This is a genomic window from Pseudomonas sp. CFII68, assembly GCF_000416195.1.
In the GTDB taxonomy this organism is placed as follows: domain Bacteria; phylum Pseudomonadota; class Gammaproteobacteria; order Pseudomonadales; family Pseudomonadaceae; genus Aquipseudomonas; species Aquipseudomonas kilonensis.
Window position 1 is genome coordinate 22114 of sequence record NZ_ATLN01000042.1, and the last position, 26810, is coordinate 48923.

Below are 26810 nucleotides of genomic sequence, written 5' to 3' on the forward strand. Positions count from 1 at the left end.
CCCACATAGAGGGAGCAATCTCATCCCATGGAAGCGGCCACCCGCTACCCAAGTAGCATTCGTGGAGCCGGCGCAGCTTCGTACACTCAGGGCTCCTATCACGCACCCGTCGGAGGCGAAGATGCAGCAGGCCCAGAGCGAAGGTGTGGTGAGCGCCATGTCCCAGGCGACGGACGTCCAGCAGGTGGCCCAGGCGTTGGCGCGGCAGTTGTTGCACCCGCACCTGGGCTTCGTGCTGTTTTTCTGTTCCGCCGAATACGACCTGCCGGCCCTGGGCCAGGCGCTGTCCCAGAGTTTCGGCGGGATTCGCCTGGTGGGCTGTACCAGCGCCGGTGAAATCACCGCGCAAGGTTATGGTCGCAACTGTGTGACGGCGGTGGGGTTCGATCATCGGCACTTTTCCATCGCCGCCGAACTGATCGGCGAAATGGAGCACTTCAGCCTGATCGACGCCCAGCAAATGGTCGAGCGTCTGGCGAGCGGCTGTCGCAGCAACGCCTTGGCGCCGATCAAGGGCCACAGTTTCGCCTTGACCCTGCTCGATGGCCTGTCCAGCCGCGAGGAAATGGTCCTGGCGGCCTTGAGCGCTGCGCTGGGGGATATCCCGCATTTCGGCGGGTCGGCCGGCGATGACAACTACCTGACCCACACCCACGTGTATTTCGAAGGCCAGTTCCACAGTGGCGCGGCGGTGGTGGTGTTGATCAACACCTGGCTGGAATTCGAAGTCTTCACCACCCATCACATCCTGCCCCGGGAGGAGAAACTGGTGGTGACCGGCGCCGACAGCGCCTCGCGACGGGTCTACGAGCTCAACGCCGAACCCGCCGCCGAGGAGTACGCCCGGCACATCGGCGTGCCGGTGAGCGCCCTCGACTACCGGGTCTTCGCCGCCCATCCACTGGCGGTGCGCATCAACGACCAGTACTACGTGCGGGCCATTCAGCAGGTGCATTCGGACCTGAGCCTGAGTTTCTACTGTGCGGTGGAGAACGGCATCGTTCTCACGGCCATGACCCCCGGGCCCTTGCTGCACAACCTGCAAACGCTGTTTGACGGTTTGCAGGCACGCCTCGGTGACCTGTTGCTGACCATCGGCTGCGATTGCTTCCTCAGGCGCCTGGAGCTGGAAGATCGCGGCGGCCTGGAGCAGATCGGCCAGTTCCTGCGCGAAAAACGGGTGATGGGGTTCAACACCTATGGAGAACAGTTCAATGGCATGCACATCAACCAGACGTTCACCGGAGTTGCCATTGCCCGACATCGCGTCCCCGGCCATCGCTGAGCTGCAGGCCCAGCTCGCTGCCCAGCAGCATGAAAACCGCAAGTTGCGGCGCATCAATGAGGCGCTGATCGAGCGGGTGGAGTCCGGCGTCACCCGGGGCAACGACCCATATGCGGCGTTCCAGCACTCGGTGGTGCTGGCCGAGCAGGTGCGCGAGCGCACCGATGCGCTGAACCAGGCCATGGCTGAACTCAAGGCCGGCAATCACTTGCTGGGCGAGGCGCGGCTGCGGGCGGAAACCGCCCACCGGCACCTGATTGACGCCATCGAAAGCATCTCCGATGCGTTTGTGCTGTTCGACGAGCAGCAACGCATTGTCCTGTTCAACAGCCGCTTCAAGGCTTTCTGGGCCAACAGCCGGGTGCGCATTATCGCCGGCATGCGCCTTTCCGAGGTCAAGCGCTTGATGACCGCCAACGGGCTGTTCAGCGAAGAACCCCGGGGCCAGGCCGATGAGCACGTGCTGTATCGCTTGCAGAACGGACGCTGGTTGCAAGTCAGCGAGCGGCCGACCCAGGAGGGCGGCCGGGTCATCCTGTTTACCGACATCACCGACGTCAAACTCAGCGAAACCGTGCGCCGCGAGCAGGCCATCGCGCAGAAATCCCACCTGTTGCAGCGGGCGGTGGACAACCTGTCCCAGGGCGTGGCGATGGTCAACGCCCAAGGCGTGCTGGAGCTGTGGAACCGACGCTTCCTCGAACTCAGTGGCCTGGCACCGGTAGCGGCCCACCGGCCGTTCAATGAAGTGATCGGCGACAGTGAACTGCAACTGCTGACCCCAGCCAGTCGCGACAGCAACGGCCGGCTGATTCACGAATCCGAGCAGCGCCTGTCGGATGGCCGGGTCCTGGAGATCCGTACACATCCATTGCCCACGGGTGGCTACGTCAACACCTTCACCGACATCACCGAACGCTACCAGCACGCCGAGGCGCTGAGCGAAAGCGAACGCTGGATTCGCCTGATCACCGACCATGTGCCAGCGCTGATCGCCTACCTTAACGCCGACCTGGTCTATGAATTCACCAACAAGGTCTACGAGCAGTGGTACTGCTGGCCCCGTGGCGTGATGCTTGGCCAGAGCCTGCGCGAAGCCCATAGCGAGCAGCATTACCAGCGCCTGGAAGCCTACGTGGCGCGGGCGTTGGCGGGTGAGAGCGTCACCTTCGAATTCGCCGAGACCAACATCAACAACCAGGAACGCTACATGCTGCGCTCCTATGTGCCGAACCGCTTGGCCAACGGCGAAGTGGTTGGGATCTTCGTGCTGATCCGCGACATCACCGAACGCCGGCGCACCGCCGAAGCGCTGCACCAGGCCTACCAGAACCTGGAGCAGCGAGTCCAGGAACGCACGGCCGAGCTGACCACTCTCAACGACCAGTTGCTGCGCGAGATCGACGAGCGCAGCCGGGTGGAGTTGCGCCTGCGGGAGGCCAAGCGCGAGGCCGAGCAGGCCAACCTGTCGAAGACCAAGTTTCTCGCAGCGGTCAGCCATGACCTGCTGCAACCGCTCAACGCCGCCCGGCTGTTCACCAGTGCCTTGCTCGAGCGCCGCGAGCCGGTTGCCAACGCGCAACTGGTGCGCAACGTCAGCCATTCGCTGCAGGACGTGGAAAACCTGCTGGGCACCCTGGTGGACATCTCCAAGCTGGACGCCGGGGTGATCAAGGCCGATGTCGCGCCGTTCGCCCTCAGTGAGCTGCTCGACAACCTGGCCGCCGAATACGCCCAGATCGCCGGCAGCGAGGGGCTGGCGCTGCACTTTGTCGGCTGTTCGGTGCTGGTGCGCAGCGACATGCAATTGCTCGCGCGAATCCTGCGCAACCTGCTGAGCAACGCCATTCGCTACACCCCCAGCGGCCGGGTGGTGCTGGGCTGCCGGCGACACCGCCAGCGCGTGTCGATCCAGGTCTGGGACAGCGGCATCGGCATTGCCGAGAACCGCCTGGAGGAAATATTCCAGGAGTTCAAGCGCGGCGACGTGCAGCGGCCGAACCAGGACCGTGGGTTGGGCCTGGGCCTGGCGATTGTCGAGAAAATCGCCGGGATCCTCGGGCACCGGATCCAGGTGCGCTCCTGGCCGGGCAAGGGCTCGATGTTCTCTATCGACGTGCCGCTGAGCGCCACCGCGCCCAAGCCGTTGCCGTGCCTGGACATGAGCGAGCCGATGCTCGAACGCCTGCGTGGGGCGCGGGTCTGGGTGCTGGATAACGATGCGGCGATCTGCGCTGGCATGCGTACGTTGCTGGAGGGCTGGGGTTGCCAGGTAGTGACCGCGTTGTCGGAGCAGGACCTGGCCCGCCAGGTGGACAACTACCATGCCGAGGCCGACTTGTTGATCGCCGATTATCACCTGGACAACGATCAGAACGGCGTCGATGCGGTGGCCCGGATCAACGCCCGCCGGGCCTCACCGATCCCGGCCATGATGATCACCGCCAACTACAGCAACGAGCTCAAGCAGCAGATCCGCGAACGCGGGCACACCCTGATGCACAAGCCGGTGCGGCCGATGAAGCTGAAGATTGCGATGAGTCATCTGCTAGGCCAATCCCAGAGCCATTAAGTCGAACGCTGTTGTGGCGAGGGGATTTATCCCCGCTGGGGCGCGAAGCGGTCCTAAGACCAGACAACTCGGTATGCCAGATAGATCCAGGGGGCTGCTTCGCAGCCCAGCGGGGATAAATCCCCTCGCCACAGGGATTTGTGCCGGTTGATCAACGCCGCAAATAAGCCCCGAAATCAATATCCCCGGCACTGAGGATCGCCTGTACCCGGTTGTGCACGTTGAGTTTGCGCAGGATCGCCGAGACGTGGGCCTTGACCGTGGTTTCGGCGATGTCCAGGGTGTAGGCGATCTGTTTGTTCGACTCGCCCTTGGTCATGCGTTCGAGTACCAGCAGTTGCTTGCGGGTCAAGGCCTGGAGCAGTTCCGGTGGGAAACTCGGGTTTTCGTTCAGGCGCCGGCCCATCGGGCTTTTTTGCGTGCGAATGATGTCGGGCGGCAGGTACACGTTGCCGTTGAGGATTTGTTCGATGGCGTCGGTCATCTGCGAGCGTGGCGAGGATTTGGTGATGAAACCCACCGCACCATAGGTGATGGCTTGCAGCACCACCTGCTTGTCCTGCTCGGCGGAGACAATCACCACGGGGATGGTCGGTGCCTCGTTGCGCAGGTTGATCAGGCCATTGAGCCCGTGCATGCCGGGCATGTTCAGGTCCAGCAGGATCAGGTCCAGGTCGTCGTGCTCGGCAGTCAAGGCCAGGGCACTGTCCAGGTCGGCGGTCTCCATGACCTCGCTGCCAGGAAAACCGTCGCTGATGACGTTGTGGATGGCTTCGCGAAACAGTGGGTGATCGTCGGCTATCAGGATTTTATACATGGCCATTCACCTCGTTATTGTCGTGTGGGGCAGGGCAGTTGCACGCACTTCTTGCAAGATCAGGGAAAGGGTTCGGGCCGGGCCGCTTGCAGGGGCAGGTTGGCCGCCTCCCAGGCATCGAGGCCATCGCGATACCAGTACACATGGTTATAGCCCATGGCGGCGGCGCGTTTTACCGCGTTCCAACTCAGCCAGCAATCGGCGCGGCAATAAAAGACCAGCGGTAGATCCAGCCGGCCGCCGGTGGCAGCGTGCAGGTGACGGCTGAAGTAGTCCTGCCAGGTCGGGTCGAGATTGCCGTCACCGGTATTGGCCAGCCATAGGCTGCCGGGGAGGTTGGCATGGGGTTCGTTGTCGATGAAACGTCCCTGGAGCCACGGCCGACGATAAACGTCGATCAGCACCGGAGGCTGGGCTTGACCAAGCAGACGTTGCAGGGCCTGGGTGTCGAGGGTCTGGGCGCCGTCGACGGTGGCGGGCGTCGGGCTGCGGTATTGGGCGATGCGATAACCCTGCGCTGAAAACAGCGTGGTATCGGCCTGCGCGACATTCAGCGCCAGGCCCAGCAAGAGGATCGCCAGTAAACGGGGCATAGGATTTATCCTTTTTGTTATGCGCCCATTACATGCCAGGGTCGAGGTCTTGTGAATGCGACCATAGACAGGAAAACCGGTACTAAAGTAGTAATTTGAGTGCTAAAGACCCGCGCGAAATGGAGAACATGCACCGAACCCTGTGGGAGCAAAGCTTGCTCGCGATAATGGTGTGCCAGTCGGCATCAATTCTGGATGAGCCGCCGCCATCGCGAGCAAGCTTTGCTCCCACAGATTGTCTGTGCAATGAGGCGTTAGCTGCCGGCCTTGCGCAACGCCGCATGCTGCGGATTGAACGTCCACACCGCCAGCAGCGCAAACACCAGGGTCAACCCCACGCACACCGTCATCGCCAGCAGGTTGAACTGCTCGTACAGCGCAAAACGCACCAACTCCACGCCATGGGTGAACGGGCTGACCGCGCAGAGCCAGTACAGCCAAGGGCTGGCTTCCTGCATTTTCCACAGTGGGTACAGCGCTGAAGACAGAAAGAACATCGGGAAAATCACGAAATTCATCACCCCGGCGAAGTTCTCCAGTTGCCGGATGGCATTGGACAGCAGCAAGCCCAGGGCGCTGAGCATCAGGGCCACCAGCAACAGGGCCGGCAGGGCCAGCAGCAGGCCCATGGCCGGTGGCTGGATGCCGTACAGCCAGGCGATGGCGAGAAAGGCATAGACCTGCAACAGCGAGATCAGCGAGGTCGCCAACAACTTGCTCGCCAGCAGGAACGCCCGGGGCAGGGGGCTGGTGAGCAACACGCGCATGCTGCCCATTTCCCGGTCGTAGACCATCGACAGCGAGCCCTGCATGCCGTTGAACAACAGGATCATGCAGGCCAGCCCCGGCACGATGTACACCTCGTAGGGAATGTAGGTGTCGTAGGGCGCGATGATCGCGATGCCCAATGCCGCGCGAAAGCCGGCGGCGAACACCAGCAGCCAAAGCAGAGGGCGTACCAGAGCGCTGAGCAGTCGTGTGCGTTGCAACACGAAGCGCAGCCATTCGCGCATGACGATGCCGCTGAAACAATGCCAGTACGCGTTCATGGCCGGGCTCCCGAGGCGGTCAAGTGGGTGAAGGCCGAGCCGAGGCTGCCGCCGTGTTCCAGGCTCACCGCGTCGGCCTGGCCGCTGGCGACCAGGCGGCCCTGGTGCACGATCAACAGGTCGTCGCTGGGCTGTACTTCGTCCAGCAGGTGAGTGGTCCAGAGCACGCTGATGCCTTGCTCGCTGCACAGTTGCCGGATGTGCAGGCCCAGGGCGAGTCGGCTGGCCGGATCAAGGCCGACGCTGGGTTCGTCGAGCAGCAACAGGCGCGGTTCGTGGAGCAGGGCGCGGGCGATTTCCACCCGGCGGCGATGGCCACCGTTGAGGTCGCGCACTCGCTCATGGCGGCGCTCGGTCAGGTGCTGGCGGGTCAGTTCGGCGTCGATGCGGGCGCTGCCCTGGCGCCGCGAAAATCCGTGCAGCGCCAGGTGATAGCGCAGGTTCTGTTCAATGCTCAGGTCCAGGTCCAGGGTGCTCTGTTGGAACACCACGCCCAACTGGCGCAAGGCCGGTCTTGGTGATTTCTGCAGGGAATGACCACCGATGCGGATCTCGCCGCGTTGCAGGTCGTAGAGGCGTGTGAGCAGGGCGATCAGCGTCGACTTGCCAGCGCCGTTGGGTCCCAGCAGCGCGGCGAAACGTCCGGCCGGCAAGCTGAAACTCATCTGCTTGAGGGCTTCGCGCGCGCCATAGGCAAAGCTCAGGTCGCTGACCTCCAGGGCGTTCATGGCGTGACCACCACGCCCCAAGGGTAGCGCCCGACTTTCACCGACTTCAGGACTTTGCGGCTCTCTACGTCAATCACCGAGACATCGCCGCTGACGCCGTTGGTCGCCAGCAGCTGTTTCTGGTCCGGGGTGAACGCCAGTTGCCAGACCCGCCGGCCCACCAGCAGGTAATCCAGTACTTCGAAGGTCTTGGCGTCGATCACCGCCACATGGTTGGCCGGGCCCAGGGCGACGAACGCCAGCTTGCCGTCGGCGCTGAGCTTGATGCCCACCGGTTGGACCTTGTCCGGGTGCACGCCCTTGATCTGGAACGTCAGGGTCTTGAGGATCTTGCGCGTCGCCACGTCGAGCACGGTCAACGTGCCGCCGATCTCCGCCGAGGCCCAGAGCTGCGTACCGTCGCGATTGAACTCGACGAAACGTGGCCGTTGGTCCACCAGGGTGTTGTCGGCCAGGGTCTGGGTGCTGGTGTCGATCCAGTGCAGCATGTTCGTGGTTTCACTGGTGTTGACCGCCCACTTGCCGTCAGGGCTGACGGCCATGCCTTCGGGCTCGACACCGACGCCGATCTGGCCCAGCACTTCGGACGTTTGGGTGTCGATCACCGTGACCAGGGCATCGTCTTCGTTGGAGACATACAGCCAGCGGTCGTTGGGGTGCAGGGCGAACTGCTCGGGGTCCTTGCCGGAGGGCAGTTCCTTGATGATCTTGCGGGTGGCGACGTCCATCACCTGGACCCGGTCCGAGTCGCTGGCGCAGATGTACAGCAGGCGATTGTCGTGGGACAGCAGCAGGCCCCGGGGGCGCTGGCCGACCGGCAGGGTCTCGATGACTTCCAGGCGCTGCATGTCGATCAGGCTCAGGCTGTTGTCCTTCTCGTTGGAGACCCAGGCGATGCTGGCGGCGGCGCAGGGGCCAGCGGCGAGCAATGCCGCGCCCAGGGCGAGGGCTTTGCATAACCGGGTCGGGCAGAGCCGGGCTGGGTGAATCAGGGAGCGGCGCATGGCGGTTTCCTTATTGTTGTTATCGATCAGGGGTAACGGCAGCTCACTTCGGGCTGGTCGTAACCCAGGCTGTCCATTTCATTGGAAGGGTGCAGAAAACCGTCCTGGGGCGAGGTGCTGACCAGTGCCCGTGGCTGGACCAGCGCAATGGGTTGGCGCAACTGGCCGTTCCAGAGCCGGTAGCTGAGCTTGCGACCCTTGAAACCGTCCAGGGGCAACTGGTCGCTGAGGGCCAGTTGGCGAATGGCGAGTGGGTCGTCCTGACGCAATTTGCTCACGGCGCTGGCGATGCTGCGCACGGCGATCCAGGCGGCGAAATCGCGGTCGTTCATCCAGCGTCCGGCCAGGGCTTCAAAGCGTTTTTGCAGTTGCGCTGCGCCGTAGGTTTCCACGGTCTTGTGCCAGCCGGTGGGGGTCAGCCCTTGGGTGCCGGCTACCGGGCGTGGGTACCAGGTCTGGTAGGGCAGGTATTCACCGAAATCACCGCGCTCGTCGGCCACCAGCACCACGTCGTACTCGGCGGTCTGGGTGAACAGCGGCATGTCGGCCTGGGCGCTGCGGCGCTGGTCGTTGTCGAACTGCCAGGTCTTCTCGGCGACGATCTTCATGCCGAAGCGTTTCATGGCCCGGCGTAATGCGGCGGCGTAGGCCTGGTCCTCGGGCGTCTGGCCGACGATCAGCAACGCCCGCTGCCATTTGCGCACGACGCTGAACTGCACCAGGGCATCGGCGAGCATGGCGCGGTCGGGCAGGCTGTGCAGCACGTTGCCCAGGCAATCGGTGGTGCGCAGGCTGTCGTCGGGGCTGCCGGCGTTGAACAGCAGGCTGTCGGGCAGGGCGGCGCTGAGTTGGCGCAGGCTGGCGGCCGGTGCGTTGACCACGAACAACCGCAGGCCCTGGTCGTGTTGGGCCCGGGCGGCCTGGAGCAGCGCCTCGGGCGTGTCGACGCTGGCGCTTTCCAGGCGGTAGTCATGCTTGAGGAAACGCCCGGTGCTGTTGCTGTCGACGATCGCCAGTTCAGCGCCGCGCAACCCGGCATCGGCCGGTTCGGCAATGACGTTGGACAGCAACGGGCCCGGATCGGGACGGTAACCCAGGTAGCCGATGCGCACTTGCAGCGGCGTGGCATCGCCCGCGTGAGCGGTTGCCGCTGCCAGCAGAGAAACCAGGGCGTAACTGACGAGCCGGCGCATGACATCCTCCATTGCAGGTAGCGCCAGCATAGAAAGCCCAGGGGCATGGGGAAATATGCAGAAAGTACCGCCGGTGCAGTACCAAGGTAGTAACTCACCTTGGCGGCTGGGGTTTTAGCATGCAAGGCATCGTCATTGACCAGGAGGGGACAGACCATGCGGATTCTCAAAGCGCTGCTGCTGCCGTTTCTGCTGATCCTGAGTTTAGTTGGCGTTGATCGGTTCCCTGGCAAGCACAAAACCAGCAAACACCCACAACCCCATGTGGGAGCGGGCTTGCTCGCGAAGGCGGCAGTACTGTCGATACCTATGCAAGCTGACCCACCGCTTTCGCGAGCAAGCCCGCTCCCACAAGGGATCTGTGGCGTGCATACAAACTGCGAGCTCGTTCCGGAAATGGGTCACTAAACATGTCAGCCCTCTGGCGCATCAACCTCTGGGTTTGTGCTTTTTTCGCCCTGGTCACCCTGGCCTGTGCAGTCCTGTTATTGCACCAGGCCACGGCCGATGTGAAACGCGAGCTGCAATCGGCCGAGTCGGTGGTGCGTTACCTGCGCGAAACCGCCGAGCGTGATCCGGCCAGTCTCCAGCCGCGATTGACCGGCAGCCTACGGCATGTGCGGGTCCGTTGGCTGGCCCCTGGACAACTGTTCCCGGCGGATGAAGCCGGGATGAAGGCCTGGCTCGGCCGCCGGTTACTCGATGACGGCCCTGCGGCTCAGGTGGTGGGTTTGCCGGACGGTCGGCGGGCCTGGATTGCCGTCGACCCTCGCGATGAAATCGATGAGATTCTCGATTCCTTGGTGCAACTGTTGTACGTCTGCGCCTTGGCGCTGTCGCTCAGCCTGTTGGTGATTCGCTGGGGGGTACGCCAGGGCATGCGTTTGCTCGATGAGTTGCTGGATGCATTGCGTCAGGTGTCAGCCGGGAACCTGCAGGTGCGCCTGGGCACTGAGGGTGTCCCGGAGGCGCAGTATCTGGCGGGGCATTTCAATCGCATGACCGCCGCCCTGGTCGAGGCCCAGGCCGATAACGCCCGGCTTACCCAGGCCTTGTTGGCCGTGCAGGAACAGGAGCGCACCCAACTGGCCCAGGCCCTGCACGACGATCTGGGCCAATACGTGGCCGGCATTCGTGCCCGCGCCTGCCTGCTGCGGTTGGTGATGGATCAACCGCCGGCGCTGGAGCAGACCGTCAGCCAGCTCGAAGAGCATTGCGAGCATTTGCAATTGGGTTTCCGGGCACTGGTGCATGACTTGTACCCAGTGGTGTTGCAGCACCTGCCGTTGTGCGAGGCCATCAGGCTGTTGGCCGGGCAATGGCAGGCCAGCCAGGGCATCACCTGTCAGGTGTGGATCGACAAAACGCTGCCGCCCTTGTCCGGTCCGGACAAGAGTCACTTGTATCGTTTGTTGCAGGAAGCGTTGACCAACGTCGCCCGGCATGCCGGCGCCACGCAGGTGCGGATTCGCCTGCAACATCGCGCCGGGCGCCTGCGGTTGCTGGTGCGCGACAACGGTTGCGGAGCGACGCAACCATCGCGCGCCGGTGTTGGCTTGCACTCGATGTCTGAGCGGGCGCGCAGCCTGGGCGGTGAGCTGCGCATCATCAGCCAGCCTGGCGCCGGTTGGGCGCTGGCCTTGAATATTGCCCTGGAGGCGTGATGAACATTTTATTGGTGGACGACCATGCGGTGGTTCGGCAGGGCTATGCCAGCCTTTTGCGGGTGTTGATGCCGGACTTGCAGGTCCGCGAAGCAGCCACCGGTGAGGAGGCGTTGAGCCAGGTGCAGGAGCAGGTGCCGCATCTGGTGATCATGGACTTCGGCCTGCCCGGTATCAGTGGCTTGGAAACCACCCGCCGCCTACGCCAGCGCCTGCCGCAACTGCGGGTGTTGTTCTTCAGCATGCACGATGAATTGCCCTTGGTGCGCCAGGCCTTGGACGCTGGCGCTGCGGGCTACCTGACCAAGAATTCGGCACCCCAGGTGCTGGTGGACGCGGTGCGGCGAGTGCTGGCCGGGCATGTCTACATCGAGCAATCCCTGGCCACGCAACTGGCCTGCACCAGCTCGCGCCAGGATGTCGACCCGCGCCTGCAATGCATGACCCAACGGGAGCTGGAGATCTTCGTCATGCTCGCCAAGGGCACACCCGCCCGTACCATTGCCGAACAGCTGTGCATCAGCGCCAAGACCGTGTCCAACCACCTGACGCTGCTCAAGAGCAAGTTGCAGGTCAGTTCCCATGCCGAGCTGGTGCACCTGGGGATCGATATGGGGGTGGTGCGGGTGGCGGGGTGAAAATTCTCATTCCCAGGCGATGACGATCCACTGTGGCGAGGGGATTTATCCCCGCTGGGGCGCGAAGCGGCCCCCTAGATCTATTTCGCATACCGAGTTGTCTGGTTTTAGGGCCGCTTCGCAGCCCAGCGGGGATAAATCCCCTCGCCACAGGGGTTTGTGTGATCCAGGGCCTTCACTGATCCCAGGACGTTGGGCACCCGGTACAGCCTTGCATATTCGCATCCTGGAAATTCCCGTAATGCTGGCGAGAACCGCTCAGGTTGGCCTGTTCCAGGTTGCTTTCGCCGAGCTTGGCTTCCTGCAGGTTGGCGTCGCGCAGGTCGGCACCCTTGAGGTCGGCCTTGCTCAGCCAGGCCATTTCCAGGTCTGCCGCCTGCAGGTTGGCCTCGTGCAAGCGGGCGCCGGACAAGCGGGCAAATTGCAGGTAGGCCGCCGTCAGGTCGGCACGCTGGAATTGCGCGCCCTGGGCGAACAGGCCCCAACCCTGGATCGCCTTGAGCGTGGCGCCGCTGAAGTCTGCCAGGCGCAGGTTGCTTTGTTGCAGGCTGGCACGGGTCAGGTTGGCGCCCTGTAGCTGGGCTTTCTCAAGGTTGGCCAGGTCCAGCCGCGCGTGCCGCAGATCAGCATCGCGCAGATCGGCCCCGCTGAGGTTCATTTTGCGCAGGTCCTGGTTGGCCAGTTTCGCACCGCGCAGGTTGGCGCCGGGGCATTGGCTGGATTCGGCGATGAGGCAGCCGTTGATCGTCAGAGGGGTGTCAGCGTTGTCGGCATGGGCAACGGCGCCGATGAACAGAAGCAGCAATGGCAATAGTTTCATGGCATGAACTCGGGCAATTGTGGGAGCGCGCTTGCTCGCGAAGACGTTGGCACAGTCAAAATCAATATCAACTGAACCACCGCTTTCGCGAGCAAGCCCGCTCCCACAGGGGATTGTGGGGTGGGTCAGGTTCAGGCTATTTCTGCGCCGTCGCCTTATCCCAACTCGGAATCTTGAACACCCAGAACGAACCACCCTGGGCCACGGGCTTGGTCAGTTCGGCCATGTCGCCGCCCCACAACGGCACGGCGCCGCCGTAGCCGACGGTCACGCCGATGAATTGCTCGCCGTCCTGCTCCCACGTGATGGGCGGGGAGACGATGCCGCTGCCGGTCTGGAATTTCCACAGCTCCTTGCCGGTCTTGGCGTCGAAGGCCTTGAAGAAGCCGTCGCCGGTGCCGGTGAACACCAGGTTGCCCTTGGTCGCCAGCACACCGGCCCACAGTGGCAGCGGCTCCTTGTGCTCCCAGACCACCTTGCCGGTGGTGGGGTTCATCGCCCGCAGGCTGCCGACGTGATCGTCGTACATGCGCTTGATGCGAAAGCCCATGCCCAGGTAGGCCGAGCCTTTCTTGTAGTTCACTTCCTCGGTCCAGTATTCCTCTTTCCACTGGTTGCCGGGGACGTAGAACAGGCCGGTGTCCTGGCTGTAGGCCATGGGGTTCCAGTTCTTGCCGCCGAGGAAGGGTGGCGAGACTTCCACCGGTTTGCCCTTGGTTTCACCGGGCAATGGCTTGGCCGGCCGCTGGCCGGGGTTTTCCACCGGGCGACCGGTCTTGAGGTCGATGTGGCTGGCCCAGGTGATGTTGTCGACGAAGGGGAAGGCGTTCTGCAGCTTGCCGTTGTTGCGGTCCACCACGTAGAAGAAACCGTTGCGGTCGGCGTGGGCGGTGGCTTTGACCACCTTGCCGTCCTTGTCCTTGTAGTCGAACAGCACCAGCTCGTTGTTGCCGGAGAAGTCCCAGGCGTCGTTGGGCGTGTGTTGGTAGAACCATTTCACTTCGCCAGTGCTTGGGTCGACGCCGACCTGGCCGGAGGTGTAGAGGCTGTCGTAATCGTGAGGGTTGCCGTCCTTGGACGTGCGCGCCCAGGTGTTCCACGGGCCGGGGTTGCCCGCGCCGACGATGATGGTGTTGGTCTCGGGATCGAAACTGGCGCTCTGCCAAGGTGCGCCGCCGCCGTGGCTCCAGGCTTCGACCTTGCCGGTTTCAGTGGTCTTGTCGTCAGGCCAGGAGGGTGCCTTGACATCGCCGGTCGGGGTGCTGTCCTTGCCGTTGAGGCGGCCCATGTGGCCTTCGACAAACGGGCGCATCCAGACTTCTTCGCCGGTGTCCGGGTCGCGGGCGAACAGTTGCCCGACCACACCGAACTCGTCGCCGGAACTGCCATGGATCAACAGGACCTTGCCGCTGGTCTTGTCCTTGATCAGCACCGGGGCGCCGGTCATGGTGTAGCCGCCGGCGTGGTCGCCGAACTTCTTGTTCCACACCACCTTGCCGGTGTTTTTATCCAGGGCGACGACTCGCGCGTCCAGGGTGCCGAAGTAAATCTTGTCGCCGTAGATGGCCGCGCCGCGGTTGACCACGTCGCAGCACGGGCGAATGTTGTCCGGCAGCCGGTGGTTGTAGGTCCACAGGCGCTTGCCGGTCTTGGCGTCGAGGGCGAAGACCCGCGAGTACGAGCCGGTGACGTACACCACACCGTCGCTGACGATGGCCTGGGACTCCTGGCCGCGCTGCTTCTCGTCGCCGAATGAGTAGGACCAGGCCGGGGTCAGCTTGAACACGTTCTTGTCGTTGACCTGGGCCAGCGGGCTCCAGCGCTGGGCGTTGGTGCCCATGCCGTATTGCAGCACGTCCTGGGTGGTCAGGTGGTCGTTGGCGATGTCTTCCCAACTGACGCCTGGTGCTGCGGCGCGGGCCAAGGGGCTCAGCGACAGACTGCTGGCGAGCAGCAAGGCAACGGTCAAGGAGGAGAGGGCGGGTAGCGTTTTTATTCTCATGGTGGCAGTTCCCAGTGAAAGGTTTTGGCCTGACTAGGGTGAGTTGCGCCAAGGCCTGGCCGATACGGAAAAAGTCCCGCCCTTGCCGGGAAGACTTCCCGAACCGCCTGTCTTTACGACCTGCGTCGGATGGCCTGCTACCAAGGAACTAGACCCCGGCCACCAAAGCAGCATTCGGCTGGTGCCGCAGGGTTCCTAAGATGACGGCACGGCCTCCGCAAAGAGGTCTTGCGTGCAATCTGAGAGGGCATAACAATGACAACAAAACGCAACGCCATCATCGCTACCGCACTGCTGATGGGGCTGACCGGCGCAGGCTCCGCATGGGCCCATGGCAACGTAGTGCCCCAGGCAGTGGAAACCAAGGGACTGACCCCGATCAAGGACGCCAACTTGCCGTTGGACGCTGATGGGTGGGCTGCCCAGAACCCGTATCGCAACTCCCCCGAGCGTGAAAAAGCCGTGGAAATCGGTGCCTCGGCCTACAACCAGAACTGTGCGGCCTGCCATGGCCTGGAAGCCAAGTCCGGCGGGATCGCCCCGGACCTGCGCATGCTCGACGCCGCCGAAGTCGGTGATGAGTGGTTTGTCGAGCGCGTACGTCACGGTGCGGTGCGCGACGGTCGGGTCTACATGCCGAAAATGGCCGACTACCTGAGCCAGGAAGCCTTATGGGCGGTGCGCACCTATCTCGACAGCGTGCACGTCGAGGAGTGACGGCCATGCGCCTGTTCGCGTGGGTAATGTGCAGCCTGCTCCTGTGGGGGCAGGCGGTGCAGGCGCAGGTGCGCAGTTACGACCAGATGATCGCCGCCGGGGAGTTGAAGGTCGCGGTCTACAAGGACTTCGCGCCCTACAGTTTCGAGGACCACGGCCAACCCAGGGGCGTGGACGTGGAATTGGCCCAGGCCCTGGCCAAAGCGCTTGGCGTGCGCCTGCGATTGATGTGGGCACCGCCGGGCGAAAAACTCGATGACGACCTGCGCGATTACATCTGGCGTAGCAGTCCGTTGCACGAGCGGCAATTGGCCGACCTGATGATGCGCGTGCCTTACGACCACGACTATGCGCAAAAGCGCAACGACATCGGCGAACTGGCAAACGCCCAGGTGGTGATGTTCGGACCTTATCAGCAGGAGTGCTGGCAGGTGGCGTACGACCGGCGCCGGTTGGATTCGGTGGGCAGTGTCGCGGTGTTCCAGCAGCACCCCATTGGCGTTGAAGTCGACAGCGTGCCGTCGTTCTACCTGACGTCGGTGTTCAACGGCATGCTCCGGACCAGGACCCACCATTACCCCGGTGTCAGCCAGGCCTTCAAGGCCATGCAGGCCGGGGAGGTGGACGCCGTCATGGCCATGCGCGGTGAGGTCGATTGGCAAGTGCACGAGGCGGCCGATCCGCAACTGGCGCTGGCGGAAAACGCCTACCCGAACATGGGCAAGCAACGTTGGGAAATCGGCATGGCGGTGCATGAAAGCAATCGTCAGCTGGCCTATGCGGTGGAAGAGGCGCTGGAAGGCTTGATCCGCGACGGCAGCGTCAAGACCGTCTATGCCCATTACGGCCTGCGTTACGAAGTGCCGGAGATGTATCAATAGGAGCGCCGGGATGAAATGGGCGATGTGGTGCCTGCTGTGGTGTGGCCTGCCGATGACCACGTGGGCGGCGGTCGAGCCAGGAAAAGATCCGGTGCCGTCGGTGATGTGGGCCTTTTATCACAAGCAATTGCTCGCGGATGCGCCGTTCGTGTTTGACGACCGGGTGCGGCTGCTGGCACCACCCTTTGCCGAAGACGCACGCCAGGTGCCACTGGAAATCGATGCCCGGGCCTTCACCGGCGACGTCGTGCGGGTGCTGGCCTGGGCCGAACTGAACCCGTTGCCGAAAATCGTCGACTTCCAACCGGGGGAGCGAGTGCTGCCCTGGCTGTCGATCCGCATTCGCATCGAGCAAGCCACGCCGTTGCGCGCCGCCGTGCAGACCCGCGATGGCCTGTGGCACGTCGGTTCGACCCTGATCGACGCGGCGGGTGGCGGCTGCACCGCCCCCAGCGTGGTGCGCACCCAGCCGGGTTGGGAGGAACACTTGGGCGAGGTGCTGGGCGCCCGCTATCCCCGGGGCGATTCGAGCCGCCTGCGCCTGCAGGTGGCCCATCCGATGGATAACGGCCTGGTGAGCGGCATCCCGGAGTTTTTCCTCAACCAGGCGCAACTGCTGGACGCCGATGGCCAGGTGCTGGCGCGCCTGGAACTGTTCCCGGCGGTCAGCGAAAACCCCAACCTGGGTTTCGACATCCGAGGCCCCGGCCAGACTCGCCTGTTGCTGCGCGATAACAGCGGCAATACGTTCGAGGCGGCGATTCCCTGACCACAAGGAGCGCGCCATGCGCTGGTTGTTGCTGATGTTCCTGAGCCTGGGCTGGCCGACGTGGGCCGGGACGGACTATGCACTCAAGCCCCGGCAGATCGCCGAAGGCACCTGGCTGCTGGAAGGCAGCACCGAGAACTTTGCCAAGGCCAACGGCGGTAACATCGTCAACACGGCGTTCATCGTCACCGATGCCGGCGTGGTGGTGATCGACACTGGGCCGTCGAAGCGCTACGGCGAGGCGCTGCGCCAGGCCATTGCCGCGACCACCGATAAACCGGTCATCCAGGTCTTGTTGACCCATCATCACCCCGACCACGTCTTGGGCAACCAGGCCTTCAGCGACGTGCCCATCGGCGCCTTGGCGGGCACCACCGACCTGTTGCGGCAACAGGGTGATGCGCTGGCGGAAAACATGTACCGGCTGGTGGGCGACTGGATGCGCGGCACCGAGGTGGTGTTGCCGACCCGGGAGCTGGCGGCCGGGACGCTGACGGTGGGCAATCATTCGTTGCACTTGCTGCCACTGGCCGGGCACACCGGGGCCGACCTGGCGGTCCTCGACGAGACCACTGGCGTGCTGTTCGCCGGCGACCTGGTGTTTTACGAACGGGCCCTGACCACCCCGAACAGCCCCGGTCTGGAAGTCTGGCTCCAGGACTTGGACACCTTGCAGGCCTTGGCCTGGAAGCAGATCGTGCCCGGCCACGGCCCGGTCGCGACCGACGCCCGGCCTTTTGCGCAGATGCGCGACTACCTGGGCTGGCTCGACCAACTGCTGCGCGACGGCGCGGCGCGGGGCGACGACATGGCCGAGATGATCCGCAGCCCCATTCCCGAGCGCTTTGCCGGGATCAGTTTGAGTCGGTATGAGTTGATTCGTAGCGTCAGTCATCTCTATCCGCGCTACGAGCGGGCAGGGATGAAGCGGGTGGACGCCAAGCCACAGTAATCCCGGGGTATCACAATCTCCTGTGGCGAGGGAGCTTGCTCCCTCGCCACAGGAGGTGTCCGCTTACCTCTATGTGTACCAAGGAACTAGAAAACTCAACACAGCGGGCAATTGTTGGCAACGGCCCCGAGCCCAAGAATCTGTGGCAGACCGGGAAAAATTCCCGGGTATAACAATAACCGCAGAGGTAGTCGTCATGAGTCATCCCGCACGTCGCCAACCCTTCGCCGTGAGCCTGCTGCTCAGTGCCATGCTGCTGTCCGGTTCGGCCCTTGCAGCCGTGACCGATCAGGAAATTCTCCAGGACCCGAAAAACCCGCAACAGATCGTGACCAACGGCCTGGGTGTCCAGGGCCAGCGCTACAGCCCGCTTGATACCCTCAATGTCAATAACGTCAAGGATCTGCGCCCGGTCTGGGCGTTCTCCTTTGGCGGTGAAAAACAGCGCGGCCAGCAAGCCCAGCCGATGATCAAGGACGGGGTGATGTACCTCACCGGTTCCTATTCGCGGGTATTCGCAGTGGATGCACGCACCGGCAAGAAGCTGTGGCAATACGATGCGCGTCTGCCCGATGACATCCGCCCTTGCTGCGACGTGATCAACCGCGGCGTGGCCTTGTATGGCGACCTGGTGTTCTTCGGCACTCTCGACGCCAAGCTGGTGGCCTTGAACAAGGACACCGGCAAGGTGGTGTGGAGCAAGAAGGTGGCCGACCACAAGGAAGGTTATTCCATCAGCGCCGCGCCCATGGTGGTGAACGGCAAGCTGATTACCGGCGTGGCCGGGGGCGAGTTCGGCGTGGTGGGCCAGATCAGCGCCTACGACCCGAAAAATGGCGAACTGCTGTGGACCCGCCCGACCGTGGAAGGCCACATGGGCTACGTCTACAAGGACGGCAAGGCGGTCGAGAATGGCATCTCCGGCGGCGAAGCCGGCAAGACCTGGCCGGGCGACCTCTGGAAAACCGGCGGCGCCGCACCTTGGCTGGGCGGCTACTACGACCCGGAAACCAACCTGCTGCTGTTCGGCACCGGCAACCCGGCCCCGTGGAACTCTCACCTGCGTCCTGGCGACAACCTCTATTCGTCGTCGCGCCTGGCCCTGAACCCGGACGACGGGACTATCAAGTGGCACTTCCAGAGCACGCCTCACGACGGCTGGGACTATGACGGCGTCAATGAACTGATCTCGTTCAACTACAAGGAAGGCGGCAAGGACATCAAGGCGGCAGCGACTGCTGACCGTAACGGCTTCTTCTATGTGCTCGACCGCACCAACGGCAAGTTCATCCGCGGCTTCCCGTTTGTCGACAAGATCACCTGGGCCACTGGCCTGGACAAGGATGGGCGGCCGATCTACAACGAGGCCAGCCGTCCGGGTGCGCCGGGCAGCGAAGCCAAGGGCAGTTCGGTGTTCGTTGCACCGGCGTTCCTCGGTGCAAAAAACTGGATGCCGATGGCCTACAACCAGGACACTGGCCTGTTCTACGTGCCGTCCAACGAATGGGGCATGGACATCTGGAACGAAGGCATCGCCTACAAGAAAGGCGCGGCGTTCCTCGGGGCCGGCTTCACCATCAAGCCGCTGAACGAGGACTACATCGGCGTGCTGCGGGCCATCGACCCCAAGACCGGCAAGGAAGTCTGGCGCCACAAGAACTACGCGCCGCTGTGGGGTGGGGTCCTGACCACCAAGGGCAACCTGGTGTTCACCGGCACGCCTGAAGGGTTCCTGCAGGCATTCAACGCCAAGACCGGGGAAAAGGTCTGGGAATTCCAGACCGGCTCCGGCGTGCTCGGCTCGCCCATCACCTGGGAAATGGACGGCGAGCAATACGTCTCCGTGGTTTCCGGCTGGGGCGGCGCGGTGCCGCTGTGGGGTGGCGAGGTGGCCAAGCGCGTGAAGGACTTCAACCAGGGTGGCATGCTCTGGACCTTCAAGTTGCCGAAAGAGCTGGTGGCAAAACGCTAAGTAACTATTGAGCCGGGCGTCGCCCTTGTGGCGACGACTCTGTGGGAGCAAAGCTTGCTCGCGATGCAGTCGCCTCGGTTCCCAGGGAGACCGCATCGCCTTCATCGCGGGCAAGCCTTGCTCCCACAGACGTTTCGCCAAATATCCTCGTCCCAATGCTTGAAATCTACGACCAAATAACGAGAGTCCCCCCTGCCAACGACGCATTCGTCCGGCAGCCGGGGCTCTCTACCATCGGCCTATCGCCTGTCCCGTGACAGGCATCGACCAGGCAGAGGCCCCATCATGATCTACGCACAACCCGGAACCCCAGGCGCCGTCGTTTCCTTCAAACCGCGTTATGGCAACTTCATCGGCGGCGAATTCGTCGCGCCAGTCAACGGCGAATACTTCACCAACACCTCCCCGGTCAATGGCGAAGTCATTGCCGAGTTCCCACGCTCCAGCGCCGCCGACATCGACAAGGCCCTGGATGCCGCCCATGCCGCAGCCGATGCCTGGGGCAAGACTTCGGTGCAGGACCGTTCCCTGGTGCTGTTGAAAATCGCCGACCGTATCGAGCAGAACCTGGAAATCCTCGCGGTCAGCGAAACCTGGGACAACGGCAAGGCCGTGCGCGAAACCCTCAATGCCGACGTGCCGCTGGCTGCCGACCATTTCCGTTATTTCGCCGGCTGCATCCGCGCCCAAGAGGGTGGGGCGGCCGAGATCAACGAACTGACCACGGCCTATCATTTCCACGAGCCGCTGGGCGTGGTCGGGCAGATCATCCCGTGGAACTTCCCGCTGCTGATGGCCGCCTGGAAACTCGCCCCGGCCCTGGCTGCGGGTAACTGCATCGTGCTCAAGCCGGCTGAACAGACGCCGCTGTCGATCATGGTCTTCATCGAGCTGGTCGCCGACCTGCTGCCGCCCGGCGTGCTGAATATCGTCCATGGTTTCGGTCGCGAAGCCGGTGAAGCCCTGGCCACCAGCAAGCGCATCGCCAAGATCGCCTTCACCGGTTCCACCCCGGTGGGCTCGCACATCATGAAATGCGCCGCCGAGAACATCATCCCGTCCACCGTGGAACTGGGCGGCAAGTCGCCGAACATCTTCTTCGAAGACATCATGCAGGCTGAGCCGGCCTTCATCGAAAAAGCCGCCGAAGGCCTGGTGCTGGCGTTCTTCAACCAGGGTGAGGTCTGCACCTGCCCATCTCGCGCCCTGGTGCAAGAGTCGATCTACGTGCCATTCATGGCCGAGGTGATGAAGAAGATCGCCAAGATCAAGCGTGGCAACCCGCTGGACACCGAAACCATGGTCGGCGCCCAGGCGTCCGAGCAGCAATTCGACAAGATCCTCTCGTACCTTGAAATTGCCCAGCAAGAGGGCGCCGAGCTGCTCACCGGCGGTGCTGCCGAGCGACTCGAGGGGGATTTGTCGAGTGGTTATTACATCCAGCCGACCCTGCTCAAGGGCCACAACAAAATGCGCGTGTTCCAGGAAGAGATCTTCGGCCCGGTAGTGGGCGTGACCACCTTCAAGGACGAAGCCGAAGCCCTGGCGATCGCCAACGACACCGAGTTCGGCCTCGGCGCCGGCCTCTGGACCCGCGACATCAACCGCGCCTACCGCATGGGCCGGGCGATCAAGGCCGGTCGCGTCTGGACCAACTGCTACCACCTGTACCCGGCCCACGCCGCGTTTGGTGGCTACAAGAAGTCTGGCGTGGGTCGTGAAACCCACAAGATGATGCTCGACCACTATCAGCAGACCAAGAACCTGCTGGTGAGCTACGACATCAATCCGCTGGGGTTCTTCTAACCCGATAACACAGCACGACACCCTGTGGGAGCGAGCTTGCTGTGGGAGCAAGGCTTGCCCGCGATACAGGCAACTCGGTCTCCGGCCAGGCCGAGGCGACTCATCGCGAGCAAGCTTTGCTCCCACAGTAAGCCTTGCTCTCACAATGGGGGTTGTCGCTCTCCTGAATTGCTACCAACGCACCCCACCCACCGCTTCGAAAGTAGCATTCGAGCCCCAGGCGTGGCGTGCATTAATGACCTTGCCGGAATCGCCCGGTACAAGAAGAGGAAAGACCCATGTGGACTAAACCCGCGTACACCGACCTGCGTATTGGCTTTGAAGTGACGATGTACTTCGCCAACCGATGAGTGCCGGCCCGGCCTGACGCGTTCAGGCCGGGCTACCCATTGGTCTGATTGCAATCACGGTGGGATGCTTTAGGCTCAAGGTATCCCAAGACAATAACAACAGGCTTACCGATGAGCCACGTACCTGAAAAGATGAGCCTCAGCCCGCTGCGCAAGTTCGTTTCCCCTGAAATCATGTTCGGTGCCGGTTGTCGGCACAATGTCGGCAACTACGCCAAGACTTTCGGTGCACGCAAGGTGCTGATCGTCACCGATCCCGGGGTCATCGCCGCCGGTTGGGTGGCTGACGTCGAAGCCAGTCTCCAGGCCCAAGGCATCGACTATTGCGTCTACAGCGCGGTCACGCCCAATCCGCGGGTCGAGGAAGTGATGCTCGGCGCCGACCTTTACCGGGAAAACCATTGCGATGTCATCGTCGCGGTGGGCGGTGGCAGCCCCATGGATTGCGGCAAAGGCATCGGCATTGTCGTTGCCCACGGCCGCAATATCCTCGAGTTCGAAGGCGTCGACACCCTGCACGTACCCAGCCCGCCGCTGATCCTGATTCCCACCACGGCGGGGACGTCGGCGGACGTGTCGCAGTTCGTGATCATTTCCAACCAGCAAGAGCGGATGAAGTTTTCCATCGTCAGCAAGGCGGCAGTGCCGGACGTATCGTTGATCGACCCGGAAACCACCCTGAGCATGGACCCGTTCCTGTCGGCCTGTACCGGCATCGACGCCCTGGTGCATGCCATCGAGGCGTTCGTGTCCACCGGCCACGGCCCGTTGACCGACCCCCATGCGCTGGAAGCGATGCGCCTGATCAACGGCAACCTGGTGCAGATGATCGCCAACCCGGCGGACATCGCCCTGCGGGAGAAAATCATGCTGGGCAGCATGCAGGCCGGGCTGGCGTTCTCCAACGCAATCCTTGGGGCCGTGCACGCGATGTCCCACAGCCTGGGCGGTTTCCTCGATTTGCCCCATGGCTTGTGCAACGCGGTACTGGTGGAGCACGTGGTGGCGTTCAACTACAACTCGGCGCCGGAGCGTTTCAAGGTGATTGCCGAGACGCTGGGCATCGACTGCCGGGGGCTCAACCACCGGCAGATCCGCACTCGGCTGGTGGAGCACCTGATTGCCCTCAAGCGCACCATCGGTTTCCACGAGACCTTGGGCCTGCATGGCGTGAGCACCTCGGACATTCCGTTCCTGTCGCAGCATGCGATGCACGACCCGTGCATCCTCACCAACCCTCGGGAGTCGAGCCAGCGGGATGTCGAGGTCGTCTATGGCGAAGCCCTCTGACGAGCAGAAAAAAGCCCTGGAAGGGCTGCTGGGGCTGGGCAATCACTCGACGCGCAAGAGTCACTATCCGGAACTGGCGGCGCGCCTCGATGAGCTGGAGCAGGCCCGGCAACACCTGCAACAGCTCAATGATCAACTGGAACAGCGGGTGGCCGAGCGCACCGATGCGCTGTTGGAAGCCAACCACAACCTGCAGCAGCAGATTGCCCAGCGCGAGCTGGTCGAACAGCAATTGCGCGACGCCCGGGACGTCGCCCAGGCCGCCAACCGCAGCAAGGACAAATACCTGGCCGCCGCCAGCCATGACCTGCTGCAACCACTCAACGCGGCCCGCCTGCTGATCGCCACGTTGCGTGAACGCCAATTGCCTACGGCCGAGCATGTGCTGGTCGAACGCACTCATCAGGCGCTCGAAGGCGCAGAAGACCTGCTCACCGACCTGCTGGACATTTCCCGGCTGGACCAGGCCGCCGTCAAGCCCGACCTGGCGCCGTATCGACTGGATGAGTTGTTGGGGCCGCTGGTTTCCGAGTTTCAATCGGTGGCCGGCGCCGCGGGGTTGGAGCTGCGGGTGCGCTTTGGCGATGAAGCGGTGCTGACCGACCTGCGATTGATCAGCCGTATCCTGCGCAACCTGCTGAGCAATGCCTGCCGCTACACCGCTCAGGGCGGTATTCTCCTGGCGGCCCGGCGCCGGGGAGGGCAGTTGAGCATCGAGGTCTGGGACACAGGGCGGGGCATCGCGGCCGATTGCCTGGAGTCGATTTTCCTGGAATTCAACCAGCTCGACGTTGGGCGGGCGGCGGATCGCAAAGGCGTGGGCCTGGGGTTGGCGATTGTCGAACGCATCGCCCACATCCTCGGCTACCGGGTCCAGGTGCGTTCTCGGCCGGGGCGGGGCTCGGTGTTCAGTATCGAGGTGCCGCTGTCCAGCGAAAAACCCTTGCCCGCGTCCCAGGTTCCGGTACAGGCGGTCGCCGGCAACCCGCTGCCGGGGCGCCGTCTATTGGTGATCGACAACGAACTGAGCATCTTGCAAAGCATGGCGGCGCTGTTGGGGCAGTGGGGCTGCGAAGTCTTGACCGCCACCGACGAAGCGGGCGCCCTTGATGTGCTGCAAGGGCGCGCGCCGGAGTTGATCCTGGCGGATTTCCACTTGGATCATGGGGTTGTGGGGTGTGAAGTGGTCAAGCACCTGCGCGAGCATTTCCACCAGACGATCCCGGCCGTGATCATCACCGCCGACCGCAGCGACCAGTGCCGCCGCGCCTTGCGCAAGCTGGATGCACCGCTGCTCAACAAGCCGGTCAAGCCTGGCAAGTTGCGGGCGGTGTTGAGTCAGATGCTCGGATAGGTTGGTGCTGTAGATACTCTGTAGGAGCTGTGTAGGAGCTGTGTAGGAGCTGTCGAGTGCAGCGAGGCTGCGATCTTGCCCTGGCCGCTTGAGTCTTAAGCGAATGAATTAAAAGATCGCAGCCTCGTTTCACTCGACAGCTCCTACACAGCTCCTACACAGCTCCCACACAGCTCCCACTCAGCTCCTACGCGAATAGGTCCTGAGAGCCAGCAAAATGCCGTCATTTGGTCGGCGTTTTTGCCCGGAATGTAAAAAGACGCTTCGATCTGTTTATTTCCTTATGTAAACTCCCCTCGCTGCGACAATCGGGCACGGCCGCGCCAGGCCCGATGAACACCGTTTGCAGCGGCCCTCACCCCAGCTGAAGCCAAAACCTACAAGAAGTCAGCGCCGGAGAGACATAAACGAGAGGCCGACGTATTGCTCGGCCCTGTAGGTCCATCCTCCAGTCCGTCTCGATACCCATCCTGCTGGCGTTGCCGCTCGCGGATGTGGTCTATCCTTGACCAGGACAGGTGGGCGGAATGGCGTTCATCCTAGGGATACACACATGTTGAAGAAAACACACACGGCGCTACTGGGCCTGGCGATGGCGATGGGTCTTGCGACCACGCACGCCGCCGAGCCAAAAAAAGTGGATGTCTTGCTCATTGGTGGGGGCATCATGAGCTCGACACTCGGCGTCTGGCTCAATGAGCTGGAGCCGGGCTGGACCATGGAAATGGTCGAGCGCCTGGACGGTGTTGCCGAAGAGAGCTCCAACGGCTGGAACAATGCCGGTACGGGTCACTCTGCGCTGGCCGAACTGAACTACACGCCGGAAGACAAGAACGGCAAGGTCGAGATCGTCAAGGCCGTTGAAATCAACGAAGCTTTCCAGATCTCCCGTCAGTTCTGGTCCTGGCAGGTCAAGAACGGTGTGCTGAAGAACCCGCGTTCGTTCATCAACTCCACGCCGCACATGAGCTTCGTATGGGGTGATGACAACATCGCGTTCCTGAAGAAGCGCTACGAAGCCCTCCAGGCCAGTCCGTTGTTCGCCGGCATGCAGTATTCCGAAGATCGCGAGCAGATCAGCAAGTGGGTTCCGCTGATGATGCAAGGGCGTGACCCGAGCCAGAAAGTCGCGGCCACCTGGAGTCCACTGGGTACCGACGTGAACTTCGGCGAAATCACCCGCCAGTTCGCGGCTTACCTGCAAACCAAGCCGAACTTCTCCCTCAAGCTGTCCAGCGAAGTGGAAGAGATCACCCGCAACGAAGACGGCACCTGGCGCGTTTCGTACAAGAACCTCAAAGACGGTACCGAAACCGAGACCGACGCCAAGTTCGTGTTCATCGGCGCTGGCGGTGGTGCCTTGCACCTGCTGCAGAAGTCCGACATCCCGGAAGCGCGTGAGTACGCAGGTTTCCCGGTGGGTGGTTCGTTCCTGGTCACCGAAAACCCGACCGTCGCCCAGCTGCACCTGGCCAAGGCCTACGGCAAGGCTTCGGTGGGCGCACCGCCGATGTCGGTTCCGCACCTGGACACCCGTGTGCTCGACGGCAAGCGCGTGATCCTGTTTGGCCCGTTCGCAACCTTCTCCACCAAGTTCCTGAAGAACGGTTCGTACTTCGACCTGCTGACCAGCACCACCACCCACAACGTGTGGCCGATGACCAAGGTCGGTATCGAACAGTACCCACTGGTCGAGTACCTGGCCGGTCAACTGATGCTGTCGGATGAAGATCGCTTCAACGCCCTGAAAGAGTACTTCCCGGAGGCCAAGCAAGAAGACTGGCGCCTGTGGCAGGCTGGCCAGCGCGTGCAGATCATCAAGCGTGACGAAGAGAAGGGCGGCGTGCTGAAACTCGGCACCGAAGTGGTCGCCTCCCAGGACGGCAGCATCGCCGGCCTGCTGGGTGCCTCGCCAGGCGCTTCGACCGCTGCACCGATCATGCTGACCGTGCTTGAGAAGGTCTTCAAGGACAAGGTCGCCAGCCCGGCCTGGCAGGAAAAGCTGCGCCAGATCGTGCCAAGCTACGGCACCAAGCTCAACGATAGCCCTGAGCGCGTTGCCCAGGAATGGGCGTACACCAGCGAGGTCCTGCAACTGGACCCGCCACCGGCAATCGGCAAGCCAGCCGCTAACGTGGCACCGGCCAAGCCGGGCGCAGCCCCTGAGGCCAACCCAGCGGCTGACATGGCGCTGTAAGCCGGACACTGTCTGGTGAAGTACAAGAACGCTGCGCATTGAGCGTAATGCTGTTCACTTAAGGATACGGCGCTTTTTCCGAGGGAGGGGAAGGCGCCGTTTTCTTTGGTGTTGGTTTGGGGTGGGTTGGATTGGATTGGGTACATATCCGTTGCTG

22 protein-coding genes are annotated in these 26810 nt (G+C 62.9%); 14 read left to right on the plus strand and 8 right to left on the minus strand.

The annotated features are described in order from the left end of the window. The first annotated feature begins 121 nt into the window (after positions 1-121). Positions 122-1285, plus strand: a complete 1164-nt coding sequence (gene nosP / locus CFII68_RS18995; protein ID WP_018604043.1) for a nitric oxide-sensing protein NosP — start codon at positions 122-124, stop codon at positions 1283-1285. Beyond that, a complete protein-coding gene (gene nahK / locus CFII68_RS18990; protein ID WP_256211711.1) occupies positions 1215-3857 on the plus strand; it encodes a hybrid sensor histidine kinase/response regulator NahK/ErcS' in 2643 nt (880 codons plus the stop codon). Before nosP ends, nahK begins: the two co-directional genes overlap by 71 nt. 151 nt (positions 3858-4008) lie before the next feature. Here nahK and CFII68_RS18985 read toward each other — a convergent pair whose 3' ends face one another. From CFII68_RS18985 to CFII68_RS18960, 6 genes are all read right to left on the minus strand, one after another. Continuing rightward, a complete protein-coding gene (locus CFII68_RS18985) occupies positions 4009-4674 on the minus strand; it encodes a response regulator transcription factor (protein WP_014338437.1) in 666 nt (221 codons plus the stop codon). Between the two features lie 59 nt (positions 4675-4733). Continuing rightward, entirely contained in the window at positions 4734-5267 is a 534-nt protein-coding gene (locus CFII68_RS18980; protein ID WP_018604045.1) for a PQQ-dependent catabolism-associated CXXCW motif protein, read from the minus strand. A gap of 254 nt (positions 5268-5521) precedes the next feature. After that, positions 5522-6316 (minus strand): ABC transporter permease, encoded by a 795-nt coding sequence (locus CFII68_RS18975; RefSeq protein ID WP_018604046.1) that lies wholly within the window; start codon positions 6314-6316, stop codon positions 5522-5524. Continuing rightward, positions 6313-7044 (minus strand): ABC transporter ATP-binding protein, encoded by a 732-nt coding sequence (locus CFII68_RS18970; RefSeq protein WP_018604047.1) that lies wholly within the window; start codon positions 7042-7044, stop codon positions 6313-6315. Before CFII68_RS18970 ends, CFII68_RS18975 begins: the two co-directional genes overlap by 4 nt. Further along, positions 7041-8048 carry a YVTN family beta-propeller repeat protein gene (locus tag CFII68_RS18965; RefSeq protein WP_018604048.1) on the minus strand — a complete coding sequence of 336 codons (1008 nt, stop codon included), beginning with the start codon at positions 8046-8048 and terminating at the stop codon, positions 7041-7043. Before CFII68_RS18965 ends, CFII68_RS18970 begins: the two co-directional genes overlap by 4 nt. Positions 8049-8074: 26 nt before the next feature. Then, positions 8075-9241 (minus strand): ABC transporter substrate-binding protein, encoded by a 1167-nt coding sequence (locus tag CFII68_RS18960; protein ID WP_018604049.1) that lies wholly within the window; start codon positions 9239-9241, stop codon positions 8075-8077. Between the two features lie 410 nt (positions 9242-9651). On the opposite strand from CFII68_RS18960, the gene CFII68_RS18950 reads away from it, so the two are divergent. Both CFII68_RS18950 and CFII68_RS18945 read left to right on the plus strand, forming a co-directional pair. After that, positions 9652-10905, plus strand: coding sequence for an ATP-binding protein (locus CFII68_RS18950; RefSeq protein WP_018604051.1), 1254 nt, complete (start codon positions 9652-9654; stop codon positions 10903-10905). Then, the gene (locus CFII68_RS18945) at positions 10905-11543 is read left to right on the plus strand and encodes a response regulator transcription factor (protein ID WP_018604052.1); all 639 of its coding nucleotides are present in this window, start codon (positions 10905-10907) and stop codon (positions 11541-11543) included. Before CFII68_RS18950 ends, CFII68_RS18945 begins: the two co-directional genes overlap by 1 nt. A 175-nt stretch (positions 11544-11718) precedes the next feature. Here the strand turns inward: CFII68_RS18945 and CFII68_RS18940 are convergent, their stop codons facing one another. Further along, positions 11719-12363, minus strand: coding sequence for a pentapeptide repeat-containing protein (locus tag CFII68_RS18940; protein ID WP_018604053.1), 645 nt, complete (start codon positions 12361-12363; stop codon positions 11719-11721). A 136-nt stretch (positions 12364-12499) separates the two neighbouring features. Beyond that, positions 12500-14365, minus strand: coding sequence for a quinoprotein ethanol dehydrogenase (exaA, locus tag CFII68_RS18935; RefSeq protein ID WP_033062536.1), 1866 nt, complete (start codon positions 14363-14365; stop codon positions 12500-12502). 255 nt (positions 14366-14620) lie between these two features. On the opposite strand from exaA, the gene pedF reads away from it, so the two are divergent. From pedF to mqo, 10 genes are all read left to right on the plus strand, one after another. Continuing rightward, positions 14621-15082 (plus strand): cytochrome c-550 PedF, encoded by a 462-nt coding sequence (gene pedF / locus CFII68_RS18930; protein ID WP_018604055.1) that lies wholly within the window; start codon positions 14621-14623, stop codon positions 15080-15082. Between the two features lie 5 nt (positions 15083-15087). Next, the gene (locus CFII68_RS18925; RefSeq protein ID WP_018604056.1) at positions 15088-15963 is read left to right on the plus strand and encodes an ABC transporter substrate-binding protein; all 876 of its coding nucleotides are present in this window, start codon (positions 15088-15090) and stop codon (positions 15961-15963) included. A 10-nt stretch (positions 15964-15973) separates the two neighbouring features. After that, the gene (locus CFII68_RS18920) at positions 15974-16732 is read left to right on the plus strand and encodes a quinoprotein dehydrogenase-associated SoxYZ-like carrier (RefSeq protein ID WP_018604057.1); all 759 of its coding nucleotides are present in this window, start codon (positions 15974-15976) and stop codon (positions 16730-16732) included. Positions 16733-16748: 16 nt separating this feature from the next. Continuing rightward, positions 16749-17684, plus strand: a complete 936-nt coding sequence (locus CFII68_RS18915) for a quinoprotein relay system zinc metallohydrolase 1 (protein WP_018604058.1) — start codon at positions 16749-16751, stop codon at positions 17682-17684. A 196-nt stretch (positions 17685-17880) separates the two neighbouring features. Beyond that, the gene (locus CFII68_RS18910) at positions 17881-19656 is read left to right on the plus strand and encodes a PQQ-dependent methanol/ethanol family dehydrogenase (RefSeq protein ID WP_018604059.1); all 1776 of its coding nucleotides are present in this window, start codon (positions 17881-17883) and stop codon (positions 19654-19656) included. 285 nt (positions 19657-19941) lie between these two features. Next, positions 19942-21462, plus strand: coding sequence for an aldehyde dehydrogenase family protein (locus CFII68_RS18905; RefSeq protein WP_018604060.1), 1521 nt, complete (start codon positions 19942-19944; stop codon positions 21460-21462). 278 nt (positions 21463-21740) lie between these two features. Beyond that, positions 21741-21812: a pyrroloquinoline quinone precursor peptide PqqA gene (gene pqqA, locus CFII68_RS26570; RefSeq protein WP_003243383.1), complete on the plus strand. Its 72-nt coding sequence runs from the start codon at positions 21741-21743 to the stop codon at positions 21810-21812. Between the two features lie 132 nt (positions 21813-21944). Then, positions 21945-23102 (plus strand): alcohol dehydrogenase-like regulatory protein ErcA, encoded by a 1158-nt coding sequence (gene ercA, locus CFII68_RS18900; RefSeq protein ID WP_156886087.1) that lies wholly within the window; start codon positions 21945-21947, stop codon positions 23100-23102. Next, positions 23086-24456, plus strand: a complete 1371-nt coding sequence (locus tag CFII68_RS18895; protein WP_018604062.1) for a hybrid sensor histidine kinase/response regulator — start codon at positions 23086-23088, stop codon at positions 24454-24456. Before ercA ends, CFII68_RS18895 begins: the two co-directional genes overlap by 17 nt. A 553-nt stretch (positions 24457-25009) precedes the next feature. Continuing rightward, positions 25010-26653, plus strand: coding sequence for a malate dehydrogenase (quinone) (gene mqo / locus CFII68_RS18890; RefSeq protein WP_018604063.1), 1644 nt, complete (start codon positions 25010-25012; stop codon positions 26651-26653). Positions 26654-26810: the final 157 nt, after the last annotated feature.

Coding starts and splice junctions, on each gene's coding strand:
- nosP (WP_018604043.1), top strand. CDS start 122: ATGCAGCAGGCCCAGAGCGAAGGTGTGGTGAGCGCCATGTCCCAGGCG.
- nahK (WP_256211711.1), top strand. CDS start 1,215: ATGGCATGCACATCAACCAGACGTTCACCGGAGTTGCCATTGCCCGAC.
- CFII68_RS18985 (WP_014338437.1), bottom strand. CDS start 4,674: ATGTATAAAATCCTGATAGCCGACGATCACCCACTGTTTCGCGAAGCC.
- CFII68_RS18980 (WP_018604045.1), bottom strand. CDS start 5,267: ATGCCCCGTTTACTGGCGATCCTCTTGCTGGGCCTGGCGCTGAATGTC.
- CFII68_RS18975 (WP_018604046.1), bottom strand. CDS start 6,316: ATGAACGCGTACTGGCATTGTTTCAGCGGCATCGTCATGCGCGAATGG.
- CFII68_RS18970 (WP_018604047.1), bottom strand. CDS start 7,044: ATGAACGCCCTGGAGGTCAGCGACCTGAGCTTTGCCTATGGCGCGCGC.
- CFII68_RS18965 (WP_018604048.1), bottom strand. CDS start 8,048: ATGCGCCGCTCCCTGATTCACCCAGCCCGGCTCTGCCCGACCCGGTTA.
- CFII68_RS18960 (WP_018604049.1), bottom strand. CDS start 9,241: ATGCGCCGGCTCGTCAGTTACGCCCTGGTTTCTCTGCTGGCAGCGGCA.
- CFII68_RS18950 (WP_018604051.1), top strand. CDS start 9,652: ATGTCAGCCCTCTGGCGCATCAACCTCTGGGTTTGTGCTTTTTTCGCC.
- CFII68_RS18945 (WP_018604052.1), top strand. CDS start 10,905: ATGAACATTTTATTGGTGGACGACCATGCGGTGGTTCGGCAGGGCTAT.
- CFII68_RS18940 (WP_018604053.1), bottom strand. CDS start 12,363: ATGAAACTATTGCCATTGCTGCTTCTGTTCATCGGCGCCGTTGCCCAT.
- exaA (WP_033062536.1), bottom strand. CDS start 14,365: ATGAGAATAAAAACGCTACCCGCCCTCTCCTCCTTGACCGTTGCCTTG.
- pedF (WP_018604055.1), top strand. CDS start 14,621: ATGACAACAAAACGCAACGCCATCATCGCTACCGCACTGCTGATGGGG.
- CFII68_RS18925 (WP_018604056.1), top strand. CDS start 15,088: ATGCGCCTGTTCGCGTGGGTAATGTGCAGCCTGCTCCTGTGGGGGCAG.
- CFII68_RS18920 (WP_018604057.1), top strand. CDS start 15,974: ATGAAATGGGCGATGTGGTGCCTGCTGTGGTGTGGCCTGCCGATGACC.
- CFII68_RS18915 (WP_018604058.1), top strand. CDS start 16,749: ATGCGCTGGTTGTTGCTGATGTTCCTGAGCCTGGGCTGGCCGACGTGG.
- CFII68_RS18910 (WP_018604059.1), top strand. CDS start 17,881: ATGAGTCATCCCGCACGTCGCCAACCCTTCGCCGTGAGCCTGCTGCTC.
- CFII68_RS18905 (WP_018604060.1), top strand. CDS start 19,942: ATGATCTACGCACAACCCGGAACCCCAGGCGCCGTCGTTTCCTTCAAA.
- ercA (WP_156886087.1), top strand. CDS start 21,945: ATGAGCCTCAGCCCGCTGCGCAAGTTCGTTTCCCCTGAAATCATGTTC.
- CFII68_RS18895 (WP_018604062.1), top strand. CDS start 23,086: ATGGCGAAGCCCTCTGACGAGCAGAAAAAAGCCCTGGAAGGGCTGCTG.
- mqo (WP_018604063.1), top strand. CDS start 25,010: ATGTTGAAGAAAACACACACGGCGCTACTGGGCCTGGCGATGGCGATG.